This window comes from Falsiroseomonas sp. HC035 (assembly GCF_050563525.1).
In the GTDB taxonomy this organism is placed as follows: Bacteria; Pseudomonadota; Alphaproteobacteria; order Acetobacterales; family Acetobacteraceae; genus Falsiroseomonas.
In genome coordinates this window covers 188,247-200,816 of record NZ_JBNXUN010000006.1, presented here as the reverse complement: position 1 = coordinate 200,816, position 12,570 = coordinate 188,247, and the positions used below count along the sequence as shown (strand labels likewise).

13 protein-coding genes are annotated in these 12,570 nt (G+C 72.3%); 10 read left to right on the top strand and 3 right to left on the bottom strand.

The genetic code is table 11. The features are described 5' to 3' along the window. Positions 1 to 10 precede the first annotated feature (10 nt). The 9 genes from ACLF3G_RS15235 to ACLF3G_RS15195 all read left to right on the top strand — a co-directional run bounded on the left by ACLF3G_RS15235 (position 11) and on the right by ACLF3G_RS15195 (position 8,769). The gene (locus ACLF3G_RS15235; RefSeq protein ID WP_430670238.1) at positions 11 to 1,018 is read left to right on the top strand and encodes an Ldh family oxidoreductase; all 1,008 of its coding nucleotides are present in this window, start codon (positions 11 to 13) and stop codon (positions 1,016 to 1,018) included. Between the two features lie 26 nt (positions 1,019 to 1,044). Further along, positions 1,045 to 2,172 (top strand): 2OG-Fe(II) oxygenase, encoded by a 1,128-nt coding sequence (locus ACLF3G_RS15230; RefSeq protein ID WP_430670237.1) that lies wholly within the window; start codon positions 1,045 to 1,047, stop codon positions 2,170 to 2,172. Positions 2,173 to 2,198: 26 nt separating this feature from the next. Continuing rightward, positions 2,199 to 2,984 (top strand): TrmH family RNA methyltransferase, encoded by a 786-nt coding sequence (locus ACLF3G_RS15225; RefSeq protein WP_430670236.1) that lies wholly within the window; start codon positions 2,199 to 2,201, stop codon positions 2,982 to 2,984. 13 nt (positions 2,985 to 2,997) lie between these two features. After that, the gene (locus ACLF3G_RS15220; protein ID WP_430670235.1) at positions 2,998 to 4,251 is read left to right on the top strand and encodes a flavin monoamine oxidase family protein; all 1,254 of its coding nucleotides are present in this window, start codon (positions 2,998 to 3,000) and stop codon (positions 4,249 to 4,251) included. 64 nt (positions 4,252 to 4,315) lie between these two features. Next, positions 4,316 to 5,404 carry an ABC transporter permease gene (locus ACLF3G_RS15215; protein ID WP_430670234.1) on the top strand — a complete coding sequence of 363 codons (1,089 nt, stop codon included), beginning with the start codon at positions 4,316 to 4,318 and terminating at the stop codon, positions 5,402 to 5,404. After that, positions 5,401 to 6,159, top strand: coding sequence for an ABC transporter ATP-binding protein (locus tag ACLF3G_RS15210; RefSeq protein WP_430670233.1), 759 nt, complete (start codon positions 5,401 to 5,403; stop codon positions 6,157 to 6,159). Before ACLF3G_RS15215 ends, ACLF3G_RS15210 begins: the two co-directional genes overlap by 4 nt. Then, on the top strand, positions 6,159 to 7,175 hold the full coding sequence (locus tag ACLF3G_RS15205; RefSeq protein WP_430670232.1) for an MlaD family protein: 1,017 nt from the start codon (positions 6,159 to 6,161) through the stop codon (positions 7,173 to 7,175). The genes ACLF3G_RS15210 and ACLF3G_RS15205 overlap by 1 nt, the downstream gene beginning before the upstream one ends. Continuing rightward, positions 7,172 to 7,780 (top strand): ABC-type transport auxiliary lipoprotein family protein, encoded by a 609-nt coding sequence (locus ACLF3G_RS15200; RefSeq protein ID WP_430670231.1) that lies wholly within the window; start codon positions 7,172 to 7,174, stop codon positions 7,778 to 7,780. Before ACLF3G_RS15205 ends, ACLF3G_RS15200 begins: the two co-directional genes overlap by 4 nt. A gap of 344 nt (positions 7,781 to 8,124) precedes the next feature. Continuing rightward, positions 8,125 to 8,769, top strand: a complete 645-nt coding sequence (locus ACLF3G_RS15195) for a DUF2939 domain-containing protein (RefSeq protein ID WP_430670230.1) — start codon at positions 8,125 to 8,127, stop codon at positions 8,767 to 8,769. Positions 8,770 to 8,777: 8 nt separating this feature from the next. Here ACLF3G_RS15195 and ACLF3G_RS15190 read toward each other — a convergent pair whose 3' ends face one another. The 3 genes from ACLF3G_RS15190 to ACLF3G_RS15180 are packed head-to-tail and all read right to left on the bottom strand — an operon-like array spanning position 8,778 to position 11,564. Further along, positions 8,778 to 8,978, bottom strand: a complete 201-nt coding sequence (locus ACLF3G_RS15190) for a DUF2783 domain-containing protein (protein ID WP_430670229.1) — start codon at positions 8,976 to 8,978, stop codon at positions 8,778 to 8,780. Beyond that, on the bottom strand, positions 8,975 to 10,579 hold the full coding sequence (locus tag ACLF3G_RS15185; protein WP_430670228.1) for an FAD-dependent oxidoreductase: 1,605 nt from the start codon (positions 10,577 to 10,579) through the stop codon (positions 8,975 to 8,977). The genes ACLF3G_RS15190 and ACLF3G_RS15185 overlap by 4 nt, the downstream gene beginning before the upstream one ends. A gap of 4 nt (positions 10,580 to 10,583) precedes the next feature. Further along, the gene (locus tag ACLF3G_RS15180) at positions 10,584 to 11,564 is read right to left on the bottom strand and encodes an MBL fold metallo-hydrolase (protein WP_430670227.1); all 981 of its coding nucleotides are present in this window, start codon (positions 11,562 to 11,564) and stop codon (positions 10,584 to 10,586) included. A gap of 203 nt (positions 11,565 to 11,767) precedes the next feature. Here ACLF3G_RS15180 and ACLF3G_RS15175 point away from each other — a divergent pair, with 203 nt between their 5' ends. Further along, the gene (locus tag ACLF3G_RS15175) at positions 11,768 to 12,505 is read left to right on the top strand and encodes a Crp/Fnr family transcriptional regulator (RefSeq protein WP_430670226.1); all 738 of its coding nucleotides are present in this window, start codon (positions 11,768 to 11,770) and stop codon (positions 12,503 to 12,505) included. Positions 12,506 to 12,570: the final 65 nt, after the last annotated feature.

Sequence of the window (12,570 nt, the reverse complement as noted above, 5' to 3'; positions counted from 1 at the left end):
GACTGACCCGATGCCGCGCCTGACCCTCGCCGAAGCTGAAGCCCTCGCCACCGCAGCCCTCGCCGCCGCCGGCGCCAACACAGCGATGGCGGGCCCCACTGCCCGCGCCCTGGTGGCGGCGGAGGCCGAAGGGCAGGGCGGCCATGGCCTGTCGCGCGTTCCGCAATATGCCGGCTTCCTCGCCAATGGCCGTGCCGATGGAACGGCGGTGCCGGCGGTCGTGGCGGAACGCGGCGGCGCGGCACTGGTCGATGCCCGGCACGGGCTGGCCTATGCGGCGCTGGATCTGGCGGTGGCGGAGGCGGCGCGGCGGGCCCGCAGCCACGGCGTCGCCTTCATCGGCATCGCCAACAGCCACCACGCCGGCGCCATGGGCCTGCCGGTGGCGGCGCTGGCGCGGCAGGGATTCGTAGCGCTGGCCCTGACCAACTCGCCGGCCGCCATGCCGGTGCCGGGTGGCCGCCGGCCGCTGATGGGCACCAACCCCATCGCCGCCGGCTTCCCGCGCCGGGACGCCGCCCCGCTCATCATCGACATGGCGCTGTCCGAAGTGGCGCGCGGCAAGATCATGGTGGCGGCGAAGGCGGGGAAGAAGATCCCGCTGGGATGGGCGCTGGATGCCGAGGGCAACCCGACCACGGACCCGAACGCCGCGCTGTCAGGCGCCATGCTGGCAATGGGCGGCACCAAGGGGGCGCTGCTGGCACTGGTGGTGGAACTGCTGTGCTGCGCCCTGACCGGCAGCGCCTTCGGCTTCGAGGCCGATGGCTTCTTCACCGAGGAAGGCAACCGCCCGCGCCTCGGCCAGGCGCTGCTGGCCATCGACCCCGCCGCGCTGGGCGGGCAGGACTGCTTCGCCGAGCGGATCGAGTTCCTGCTCGCCGCCATGCAGGGCGACCCCGGCGTCCGCCTGCCCGGCAGCCGCCGCGCGGCGCTGGCCGCCCGTGCGGCGGCGGAGGGGCTGGAGGTGCCGGAAGCTCTGCTGGCGCAATTGCGCACCCTGGCCGGGAAAGCCTGACCGTCATGCAGGCCCCTGCTTTCACCGTGGGCGAACCCGTGGCCTCCTTCCATGCGCGGGCCAGCAGCAACCCGCGCTTCGCCTTCGACACCACGGCCGGCCGCTGGATCATGGTGCTGATCCCCGGCTCCCTGGCCACGCCCGGGCTTTCGGAGCGCCTGGCCGCCATGGTCGGCCCGCATGCGGCGCGGCTGGATACGCTGCACGCCTACATGCTGGTGATCGGCACGGATTTGGCGGACGACCAGGCCCGCCGGCTGGTGGATGGCCCTGGGCGCCGCGTGCTGTGGGACGATGACGGCAGCGCCCGCCGCGCGCTGCGGGCAGTCTCGCCCGATGGCACGCTGCGCACCGGCTGGCTGCTGCTCGACCCGATGCTGCGCGTCTTTGCCGTCTGGCCGCTGGAGCGCGGAGCGGAGGCGATGGAAACGCTCGCCGCGCTGCCGCCCCCGGCCGAACATGCCGGCGTGCCCGTGGTCGCGCCCGTGCTGGTGCTGCCGCGGGTCTTCGAGCCGGCCTTCTGCCAGCGCCTGATCGCGGAATATGAGCGCATCGGCGGCGGCGAAAGCGGCTTCATGCGTGACGAGGGCGGCCGCACCGTCGGCGTCATGGATGCGAGCCACAAGCGCCGCCGCGACGCCTTCCTGGAGGATGAGACGCTGCGGACGCAGATCCGCGCCCGGCTGAACGCCCGCCTGGTGCCGGAGATCCGCCGCGCCTTCCAGTACGAGGTGACGCGGCTCGAGCGCTACGTCGTCGCCTGCTACGATGCGGCTGACAAAGGCTTCTTCCGCGCGCACCGGGACAACACCACCAAGGCCACCGCGCATCGTCGCTTCGCCGTGACCATCAACCTCAACACCGGGGATTACGAGGGTGGCGAGCTGAATTTTCCCGAATTCGGCCCGCGGGCCTATGTGGCGCCGGCGGGCGGGGCGGTGGTGTTTTCCTGCTCACTGCTGCATGAGGCCCGCCCGGTGACGAAAGGGCGGCGATACGCGTTCCTGCCGTTCCTGTATGATGAGGCCGCCGCGGCGGTGCGCGAGGAGGGTGCGAGATTTCTGGGTTCGAACGACGCTTTACCCCAAAGGGTGACCGAGGCCAGGGAGACCGAGGCCAGGGAGACCGGGGCCGGGGCGAGGGCGGAGGCCTAGGCCGCGACGCCGAGTTGCGGCCGGAGATGCAGAACACCCCGCGCCCGCCGGTGGAACCCGGCCAGGTGCCGGTGCGCGGCTGGCGGGATTCGGATCTCGACCGGCTCTGCGGCCCCGCTGCCGCCGCGGCTGCTTTCGCCGTGCGGCCGGATTCCGTGCTGCGGCTGTTCTATGCGGCGACGCGGCGGCGGGAGGTCGGGCCGCTCTGCGCCATCATGGCCCGCACGCGCCGCCCGTACCGGGAGGTGACGCCGGAGGAACTGGTCCGCATCGCCGGCACGGAACACCATGGCGGCGTCGTCGCCGTGGCGGTGCCGCGGGAAGTGCCGGCGCTGGGTGCCGGGCCGTTCCCGACCGCGCTGCTGGCGGCACCGGTCCTGCCGCTGCTGGACGGCATCGGCAACCCGCATAATTTCGGTGCCATCGCCCGCTCCGCCGCCTTCTTCGGCTGCGCCGGGGTGATGCTGTCCGACGATCCGCGGCAGTGCCTGCCCTCCGATGCCGCCTACCGCATCGCGGAGGGGGGGCTGGAGCATCTGTCCCTGCTGCGCCTGGCCAACCCGGCGGTGGCGCTGCGCGCGCTGGCGCCGCGCTTCACCACCGTCGCCGCCGTCGCCGCGGGTGGCGTTGCGCCCGAAGCCCTTCCTCGCGGAAAACCCTTCGTGCTGGCGCTGGGCAACGAGGAGTTCGGCCTGCCCGGCCTGACGGCGGCTGCCTGCGCGCATCGCGTCACCCTGCCGGGCAGCGGCCGGGTGGAAAGCCTGAACGTCTCCGTGGCGGCGGCGGTACTGATCCACGCCATGTCGGCCTGACGCCGCGTCCGGCATGACGGCCGAGGTCGATGTCCTGGTGATCGGCGCCGGTGCCGCCGGCCTCGCCGCGGCGCGCGCGGTGCTGGCGGCCGGCCGCAGCGTGGTGGTGCTGGAGGCGCGGGGCCGGGTCGGCGGGCGGGTGGTGACGGACCATCGGTTGGGTGTGCCCTTCGACCTTGGCGCCGCCTGGCTGCACAATGCCGAGGACAACCCGCTGGTCGCCCTGGCGGACCAACTCGGCGCGAAGCTGGTGGACTCCGACGCGCTGCGCCAGGAACGCACCCTGGTCGGCGACCGCCCCGCGACCGAGGCCGAGCGCGCCGCCTACGACGCCGCCTGGGATGATTTCACCGCCCGCACCGAAGCCCGTGCCGTCGCCGATGGCCCGGATTGCAGCGTGGCCGAGGCCGCACCCCGCGGCGGGCCCTGGGATGCGACGGTGGCCGCCTGGCAGGGCGACATCATTGCCGCCGCGCCGCTCGACCGCCTCAGCCTGCGCGATTTCGTGGACACCGCCCTGAACGGCGGCAACCGCCTGCCGGAACAGGGATTCGGCACGCTGCTCGCCCGGCTGGCGGAGGGCCTGCCGATCCGCCTGTCCTCCCCAGTCACCCGCCTGGCCTGGGGTGGGAAGGTGGCGGTGGCGGAAGGCGCCTTCGGCACGCTCCGCGCCCGCGCCGTCATCGCCACGCTGCCCACGGCCGTGCTGGCCGCGGAGGCGCTGCGCTTCGACCCGCCGCTGCCGCCGGAGGTGATGCAGGCGGCGCACGACCTGCCGCTCGGCACCGTCGCCAAGGTCGGCTTCCGCGGCGCCGATGCCCTGGGCCTGGCGCCCTTCACCTCGGTGGATCGCCAGGTCCGCCCCGGGGAGCCGCTGGTCGCGATGAGCGCCCGGCCGTTCGGCCGCGACATCCTGGCCTGCCATGTCGGCGGCGACGCCGCGGCGGCGCTGGAGGCGGAGGGCGATGCGGCACTGGAGGCGTTCATGCGGGCAGAGGTCGCCCGCCGCTTCGGCGCCGCCGCCGCGAAGACGTTGCGGGATGGCACGATCGTGACCGACTGGCTGCGCGACCCTTTCGCCCGTGGCGTGTACAGCCACGCCCGCGTCGGACGGGCCTCCGCCCGGGGCATCCTCGCGGAACCCCTGGCCGGCGGCCGGCTTTGCCTCGCCGGCGAGGCCTGCCATGCGCGGCTCGCGGGAACCGTCGGCGGCGCCTGGTGGTCCGGCGAGGCGGCGGCACGTGCCGCGCTCGCTGCATTGCGGTAGCGCTTCGAAGCGACCATTTGATGCGGCGGCAGGCACAGGGGCTCGGGCGCTGGCGGATGGTCTGATGGTGCGGGAGGCGGCGGGCGAGCGTATATTGGCGCTGTCCGGCCGCGTCGATACGCCGGCCGCCGCCAACATGTGGTCTGGGCTGATGGCGGAGGCGCGCAAGCCCGGCGGCGCGCTGGTGCTCGACCTGTCGGCGGTGGAGGCGGTGGACACCACCGGCGCCACCATGCTGCTGACCGCCGAAGCCACCAGCCCAGACGGCCGCATCGAAGGCGCAAGCCCTGGCGTGGCCGCGGTGCTGGACCGGGTCCGGGTGGCGCTGGCGGCGCCGCGGCCGAAGCTGGTGCCGTACCGCTTCTCGCCGCTGACCGGCGTCGGCCGCCGCGCCGTGGGGGCGCTGCGCAATGCCGTCGATGCCGTGGCGTTCGTGGGCGAGGGCTTGGTCGTGCTGCTCGGCACGCTGATCCGTCCGGGTCGCCTGAGATGGCGCGAATTGCTGCGCCACCTGGACGAGGCCGGCACCAGGGCCTTCGGGCTGGCGGTGCTGCTGGGCTCGCTGCTCGGTGTCATCCTGGCCTTCCAGTCCGCCATCCCGCTGCGCCAGTTCGGCGCCGAGGTCTTCGTGCCGAACCTGGTCGGCATTTCCCTGCTGCGCGAGCTTGGCCCGCTGATGGCCGGCGTCGTGCTCGCCGGGCGCACCGGCTCGGCCTACGCCGCCGAACTCGGCACCATGACGGTGAACGAGGAGGTGGCGGCGCTGCGCATCATGGGCATCGACCCGATGGCCCTGCTGGTGCTGCCGCGGGTGCTGGCGGGGATGCTGGTGATGCCGGTGCTGTCGCTGCTGCTGACCCTGGCGGGGCTGGCCGGCATGGCGATGATCATGGGGCTGCTCGGGTTCCAGCTCACCACCGTGGGCCAGCAACTGGCCGGCGCGCTGTCGCTGACCGACCTGCTCGGCGGGTTGTTCAAGGCCGCCGCCTTCGGGCTGGCCATCGCCATCATCGGCTGCCGCGCCGGCCTCGGCGCCGGCCGCGGGCCGCGCGCGGTGGGCGATGCGGCGACGTCGGCCGTGGTCGGCGGCATCGTCGCCATCGTGCTGCTCGATGGCGCCTTCGCCGTGCTCTACGAGAGGCTCGGCATTTGAGCGATGTTGCACCGACCGTGATCGAGGCGCGCGACCTGACCGCGCGCTTCGGCAGCAACACGCTGTTCGAGCATGTGAGCTTCGACGTGCAGCGCGGCGAGGTCTTCGTCATCCTCGGCGGCTCCGGCTGCGGCAAGTCCACACTGCTGAAGCTGATGATCGGCCTGGTGCCGCCGGCCGCGGGCCGCGTCGGCATCCTCGGCACCGATGTCTGGTCGACCGAGGGCGAGGGCCGGCTCGACCTGCTGAAGCGCATCGGCGTGATGTGGCAGCAGGGCGCGCTGTTCGGTTCGCAGACCCTTCTGGAGAATGTCGAGATGCCGCTGGCCGAGCACACCACCCTGCCGCCGGAGGCGCGGACGGAGGTGGCGCGCGCCAAGCTCGGCCTGGTGGGCCTGTCGGAAGCCGCGGCGCGGCTGCCGTCGGAGGTCTCGGGCGGCATGCTGAAGCGGGCCGGCATCGCGCGCGCCCTGGCGCTGGACCCGGCCATCCTGTTCCTGGACGAGCCCTCCGCCGGGCTCGACCCGATCACCTCCGCCGGGCTGGACGAGCTGATCCGCGATCTATCACGATCCCTCGGGACGACATTCGTGGTGGTGACGCACGAGCTGGCCTCGATCCTCGCCGTCGGCGACCGCTGCATCATGCTGGACAAGGAGGCCAAGGGGATGATCGCGGAAGGCGACCCGCGCGAGCTGCGCGACCATGGCACCCACCCCACGGTGCGCGCCTTCTTCCGGCGGGAGGCAGCCTGATGGGCGGCGGGCGGATGCTCTACGCGCGGGTCGGCGCGCTGGTGCTGGTCGGCATCGTGCTGGCGGTGGCCTTCGTGCTGTTCCTGGCCGGCGGGCGTGGCCTGCAGGCAACGGAGGTATTCGAGACCTATTTCGAGGAATCGGTGCAGGGCCTCGATGTCGGCGCGCCGGTGCGCTACCGCGGGGTCGCGATCGGCCGGGTGACGCAGATAGGCCTGGTCGCGGCGGAGTATCCGCGGCAGGCGGGCACCAGCTACAGCGCCGGCTTCCAGCGCGTGTTCCTGCGCTTCGCCGTCGACCTCGCCCAGGTCGGCGAGACGCCGGATTTGGCGGAGGCCGTTCGGCTTGGCCTGCGGTCGCGCATCACGGCGCAGGGCATCACCGGCGTGAACTACCTGGAGCTGGACTTCGTCAACCCGGATCGCTTCCCCGTGCCCAACCTGCCCTGGACCCCGCGCAACCCGGTGATTCCCGGCGTGCCCTCCACCGTCGCGCAGGTGACGAATGCAGCGGAATTGCTGATCTCGCGCCTGGCCGACCTGCCGGTGGACGAGATCGCCCGCGACATCGCCGGCCTGCTGTCCAACCTGAACCGACAGACCGGGGATGGCGACCTGGCGCAGGTGCTGCGGGAGGCGGCGTTGACCATGACCCTGCTGCGCAGCACGGTGCAGGACAGCGACCTGGCCGGGGCGGTGGCCGAATTCCGCGCCGCCGCCACCGACGCCCGCGCCCTGCTCGGCAGCACCGAGATCCGCAATGCGCTGCGCAGCACCTCCGGCGCCGCGGCCGAATTGAACCGCGCCGCGCAGCGCCTGCCGCAGGCGGTGGAGGGCTTCGAGCGCACCATGCGCTCTGCGCGGGAGACCACGGTGGACATCCAGGCGGAGCTGATTCCCATCCTCATCGACCTGCGGGCCACCACCGCCAACCTGCGCGCCACCGCCGAACAGCTGCGCCGGGCGCCGTCCCAGCTGCTGTTCGGCGCGCCGCCGACCCCGGATCGCCGCCGATGAACCGCCGTGCGCTGTTGCTGTCCGCCCTGGCCCCCGTGATGGTGGCCGGCTGCTCGATCCTGCCGGACCGGCCGGACGTGCCGGTCCGGCGCTTCGCCCTGAACCCGCGCCGGCCGAGCAGCGCGTCTCCGCCGGCACGCGGCCGCGTCCTGCTGGTGCGGCGTGTGCGGGCGGTGCCCGGCCTGCAGGATCTCGGCCTGCGGCGGTTGCGGCCGGATGGTGCCTACGAGATCCTGCCCTATGAGGAATGGCTCGCCCCGCCCGGCGACCTGGTGGATGCGGCGCTGCGTGGCTGGCTGCAGGATTCAGGTCTGTTCTCGGCCGTGGTGGGGCAGGGGAGCCGGGCCGATGCCGACCTGGTGCTGGAAATGCAGCTGACGGTGCTGGAGGCGGCCCCCGCCGCCGGCCAGGCCCGTGCCGGGCTGGCCGGGGTGCTGCTGCGGGAAGGCCGCGCCGGCACCGGTATCGTCGGCACGCTGGAAGCGCAGGCGGAGGCGCCATTGGCCGCCGATGCCCGGGCGCCGGAGATGGCGGCCGCGATGTCGGCGGCACTTGCCCTCACGATGGGCCGGCTGGAGGCGGATCTGGCGCGCCTCGCCCGCTGACCAGGCCAGGCTTCACGCGCGTTTGACCGCGGCTCGCAGGGGTCGCGGTTTTTTTCATGTCTTGCGAGCGTGATCGGGAATTCGCGCCAATCCCTGAAATGAGACGGCATGTGCTGTCTCGTTCATCCTTTTCCCATCTCTGGACGTCATTCTCCGCACCCTGAGAACCGCAGCGTTGAGTCTCCCACCAGGGGACGTTCCCGGCCCGCCGATGCCAGCCGGCACGACGACATGGCCAGGACGTTTCCTGACAATAGACGCAACTTAAGGTTGTCTTTCGATCTGGAAAATCCGGTGTCGCAACTTTAACTTGTGGTCAGACCATGCGCACACGGAGTGCCCTCGTGGCTTCGGATTGGAACGACGTATGGGCGGAGTATGACAAGCGTCATCCATCCCGTCCGGCCGTGCCGGCGCCGGACGCCTATCCGCCTCGCCCCACCTTGGAGGTTCCGGAGGCCCCGGTGGCGCGCCGGCGCCGCACCTGGCCGCTGCTGGCGCTGCTGATACCGATCCTCGGCATGGCCTGGGTCAGCGCACCCTATGCCACGGCGTGGCAGGTCGGCCATGCCATCGATGCGCTCGACCCCACGCGCATGTCGCGGCACCTGGACCTGCCGGCCCTGCAATCGGCGGTGCGGGAGGGGATGGACCTCGGCCCGGTGGCGACCGAGACCGGCCAGGCGGCCGCCTTTCTCCACGGCATGGCGAAGGAGATAACCGCGGCCTGGGCCGAACCCGCCGCGCTGGCACAGGTGGCGCTGGCGCGTGGCGTGACGCCCGGCGCGGCGACCGAGGCGCTGCGCCGCACCGTGCCGATCGGCCTGACGCGGTTCGAGATGCCGCTGCGCGGCCATGTCGCGCCGGTAACCCTGCATCTGGAACTGGCCGGGGATGCGCTGGCACCGCGCTGGCTGGTCACCGGCGTGAAGCTCGACCGGATGCCGCCGCTGGCGTCAGCAGCCCAGCGCTTCAGCGCATTGCGGTAGCCAGCGCTTCAGCGCGACGTGGTGCCGGCCTTGGCCAGGGCCAGCGCCTGTTCCAGCACCCGGGCATCGCCGATATGGTTGGCCAGGATCAGCACCAGCTTCGCATCCAACCGGCGCGAGGCGGTCTCATCCAGGTCGCGATGCGCCGCCACCAGCATGGCGTAGGTGGCATCCGGATCGGCCAGTCGCGGCGTGGTGTCGAGGCTCATGCCACCGTCTCCCGCGTGAACGCCGCCAGCGCGGCGCGCACCGCATCCGGCCGTGGCGCCGCGAAGCGGGCCGCGATGTGCTGGTCCGGCCGGATCAGCACGGCGCCGCCGGGCGGGGCGCCATAGCGCGCGGCCGCCAGCCCCGCATGGTCCCACAGCGCACCGGGCGTGTCCTCCGCCGTGACGTACACGGGCCGCAGCCCCGGCACCGGCGTCCACACCGCATCGAAGACGAGGAGCGAGAAGTCGCCGCCGAGGTGGCGCAGCAGCCAGTCCGGCCGACCATCCCGCAGCACCGGTGCATCTGGTGCCGGGGTGCCGGGCACGGCGCCGCCGGGCCAGGGTCCGTCATCCGGGGCATTGAGTGGGCTGTCCGCCAGCACGGCGGGGCGCGACAGCCGGCCGGAATTGACCATGGCGCGGGCGAAGGCGTGCCCCTCCGCCAGGTCCAGCACCGCGTCCCGATAGGCCCGCGCGGCGGGAGTCTTCGGCGTGATGAAATCCGTCGCCCGCGTCGAATGCAGGATGTTCTCCTCCGCCGCCGCGATGCGCTCCGCCTCGTAGCTGTCGAGCAGCCCCGGCCCGGCCTCCCCGCGCAGGATGGCGGCCAGTTTCCAGGCCAGGTTGTCGGCGTCCTGCACCCCGCCATTGCCGCCGCGGGCGCCGAAGGGGCTGACCTGGTGGGCGCTGTCGCCGGCGAAGATGACGCGGCCATGCACGAAGCGGTCCAGCCGCCGGCATCGGAAGGTGTAGATGCTGACCCATTCCAGATCGAAGGGCACCAGCGGGCCGAGCATCTCCGCGACGCGCGCCCGCACCCGCGCCGGCTGCGTCTCCACCTCCGGGTCGGCGTCCCAGCCGAGCTGGAAATCGATGCGCCAGATATCGTCCGGCTGCTTGTGCAGCAGTACGGATTGACCGGGGTGGAAGGGCGGGTCGAACCAGAACCAGCGCTCGGCAGGAAAGGCGACGTCGCCCGTGATGACGACGTCGGCGATCAGGAAGCGGTCGCGGAACACCTGGCCCTGGAAGGCGAGCCCCAGGCTGCGACGGATGAAGCTGCGGGCGCCGTCGCAGGCCAGCAGCCAGTCCGCGCGCAGCGTATAGGTGCCGCCGGGCGTCGCCACCGCCAGCGTCGCGCCTGTCGTATCCGGGGCAATGTCGGTGACGGCGTGGCGCCAGCGCAGCTCGACGCCGGCGGCGGCGCAGGCCTCCACCAGCCATTCCTCGACGTAGTATTGCTGCAGGTTGACGAAGGCCGGGTATTCATGGCCGGCCTCCGGCAGCAGGTCGAATTCATAGGCCTGCCGGTCGCCGTCAAAGACCCGGCCGGTCTTCCAGGTCACGCCCTTCTCCAGCATGCGCGCGCCGAGGCCGAGCCGCCCGAAAATCTCCAGCGTGCGCTTGGCGAAGCAGATGGCGCGGCTGCCGGTGGAGACGCTGTCCTCCTCGTCCAGCAGCGTCACGGCGATGCCCTGCCGCGCCATGTCCAGTGCCAGGGTCAGCCCGACCAGCCCGCCGCCCACCACCACGACGCGGCGGTGGTCCTGGCCGGAGGCCGGCGGCGGCGGCGCGGCGTAGGTCGGGTTGGCGCGCGGCATGGGGCTACGGGTGGACCTCGGCGGATTTCATCGCCGTGCCGTGTTCCAGCGCCTGCCACATCGCCACATCCCGTTCCGCCGTCCAGATCCGCGGGTGGTCGAGGCCATTGGCTTCGTCGAAGGCGCGGGTGACGTTGAAGGGCATGCAGTGTTCGAAGATCACCCAGGCCCCGTATTTCGGGCGCAGGAAGCCCATGGTGTCGTCATAGACTGCCTTCAGGTCCCAGCCCTTCGCGACGCCCTGCTGCACGCGGGCGAACAGGTCGGAGGTGAAGGACCGCGTGCCCTCGATCGCCTCGGCGCAATCCGCCTTGGTCAGCAGCGCGCGGCCGCGGCCGGGCACCAGCTTTTCCGCCCCCAGCGCCGCCACGGCATCCAGCGTCGCCGACCAGTCGGCGAAATGTGCGTCGCCGCAGTAGGGCGTGGCGCCGAATTCCACCGTGTCCCCGGCGAACAGCACCTTCTCCTTCGGCAGCCACACCACGGTGTCGCCGGCGGTGTGGCTACGGCCGACATGGATCACCTGCGCCTCCCGCTCGCCAAGCCAGATCGTCATCCGCTTCTCGAAGGTATGGGTCGGCCAGGTCAGGCCGGGGATGCTTTCCTTGCCGCGGAACAGGCGTGGGAAGCGGCCGATCTCGCTGTCCATGTCCTGCCGGCCACGCTCCACGATCAGGTCGCGTGTCACCTGGCTGGCCAGGATCGTGGGGTCCCCATACCCGCTGGCGCCAAGCACCCGCACCGCGTGGTAGTGCGTCAGCACCACCTGCGTCACCTTCCGCGGCGTCACCTGGGCGATCCGCGCCATCACGTCCTGCGCCATGGCCGGCGTTGCCTGAGCATCCACCACCACCACGCCATCCGGCCCGACGACGATACCGGAATTCGGGTCGCCCTCCGCCGTATAGGCATAGAGCCCGGCGCCGAGCTCATCGAAGGATACCGTCTTGTCGGCCAGGTCCTGGGCCGAGGCGAAACCGGACATGCGCGCTTCCTCCGTCATTCCGCCCAAAATCGCCCTGCGCCGGCGGACCCGCAAGACCCGGCCCCAAAGGCGCGCATTGGATATGGTGCGCGCGTGGAAAGGGGCTGCAATGTCGCGTTTGCAGGTTCCCATTGCAGGGAGGGACGCCTAGGGTTGCAATCGTGGGACGGCGACCAAGCCGCCGACCCGGATGGCAGGACACCATGGGCCGCAACCCCAACCTGACACCGCTGCCCGGCAGTTGCGCCGCCTGCACGGTGCGCCCCTTCGCCTTGTTCCGCGTGGTCCCGCAGGCGCGGGTCGGGGAGATCGCCAAGGTCCGCACCGGAGTCCGCCTGGTCCGGGCCGGGGACGCAATCCTCGACAGCGTTTTCACCCTGTATGCCGGCTGGGCCTTCTCCTGGACCGCGACGCCGGATGGCCGTCGCCAGGTGCTGGATTTCCACCTGCCTGGCGACCTGGTGGAACGTACGGAGGATGTGGCGGAGGTCGAGGCGTTGACCGATGCCTCCTTCTGCATCCTGTCGCGGGAGAAGCTCTGCGCCTTCATGGGGGAGGATCCGGGCCTCGCCATGTCCTACGCCGAGGGCCTGACCCGCGACCGCTTCCGCATGCGCGAACGCCTGACCAGCCTGGGCCGGCGCGATGCCGCCGGGCGGGTGGCGCATCTGCTGCTGGAACTGCATGGCCGCCTGCTGCGCCGCGGCGGCGCGGATCAGCGCGGCGCGGCGGTGCCGCTGAAGCAGGCGCATCTGGCGGATGCGCTGGGCCTGTCCGTGGAACACGCCAACCGGGCGCTGGCCGCCATGCGCCGGGATGGCGTGGCGACCCTGGCCAAGGGCCGGCTCGAGATCCTGGACCGGGCGGCGTTGGAGGATCTGGCCGGCTGGGCCACGCCTACGCCGCCGGCACCCCTGGCGCTGCGCAGCCGGGCCGGCTGAGCCAGGCGCGGGACGCGGTGGTTGAGGCGCCGGGGCGGCGCCGCTACCTTTCGGGAACGCAACCG

Excerpts from the sequence above, each read along its gene's own strand:
- ACLF3G_RS15175 (WP_430670226.1), top strand. The coding sequence starts at position 11,768 with ATGGGCCGCAACCCCAACCTGACACCGCTGCCCGGCAGTTGCGCCGCC.
- ACLF3G_RS15185 (WP_430670228.1), bottom strand. The coding sequence starts at position 10,579 with ATGCCGCGCGCCAACCCGACCTACGCCGCGCCGCCGCCGCCGGCCTCC.
- ACLF3G_RS15215 (WP_430670234.1), top strand. The coding sequence starts at position 4,316 with ATGGTGCGGGAGGCGGCGGGCGAGCGTATATTGGCGCTGTCCGGCCGC.
- ACLF3G_RS15200 (WP_430670231.1), top strand. The coding sequence starts at position 7,172 with ATGAACCGCCGTGCGCTGTTGCTGTCCGCCCTGGCCCCCGTGATGGTG.
- ACLF3G_RS15190 (WP_430670229.1), bottom strand. The coding sequence starts at position 8,978 with ATGAGCCTCGACACCACGCCGCGACTGGCCGATCCGGATGCCACCTAC.
- ACLF3G_RS15180 (WP_430670227.1), bottom strand. The coding sequence starts at position 11,564 with ATGTCCGGTTTCGCCTCGGCCCAGGACCTGGCCGACAAGACGGTATCC.
- ACLF3G_RS15225 (WP_430670236.1), top strand. The coding sequence starts at position 2,199 with ATGCAGAACACCCCGCGCCCGCCGGTGGAACCCGGCCAGGTGCCGGTG.
- ACLF3G_RS15220 (WP_430670235.1), top strand. The coding sequence starts at position 2,998 with ATGACGGCCGAGGTCGATGTCCTGGTGATCGGCGCCGGTGCCGCCGGC.
- ACLF3G_RS15235 (WP_430670238.1), top strand. The coding sequence starts at position 11 with ATGCCGCGCCTGACCCTCGCCGAAGCTGAAGCCCTCGCCACCGCAGCC.
- ACLF3G_RS15205 (WP_430670232.1), top strand. The coding sequence starts at position 6,159 with ATGGGCGGCGGGCGGATGCTCTACGCGCGGGTCGGCGCGCTGGTGCTG.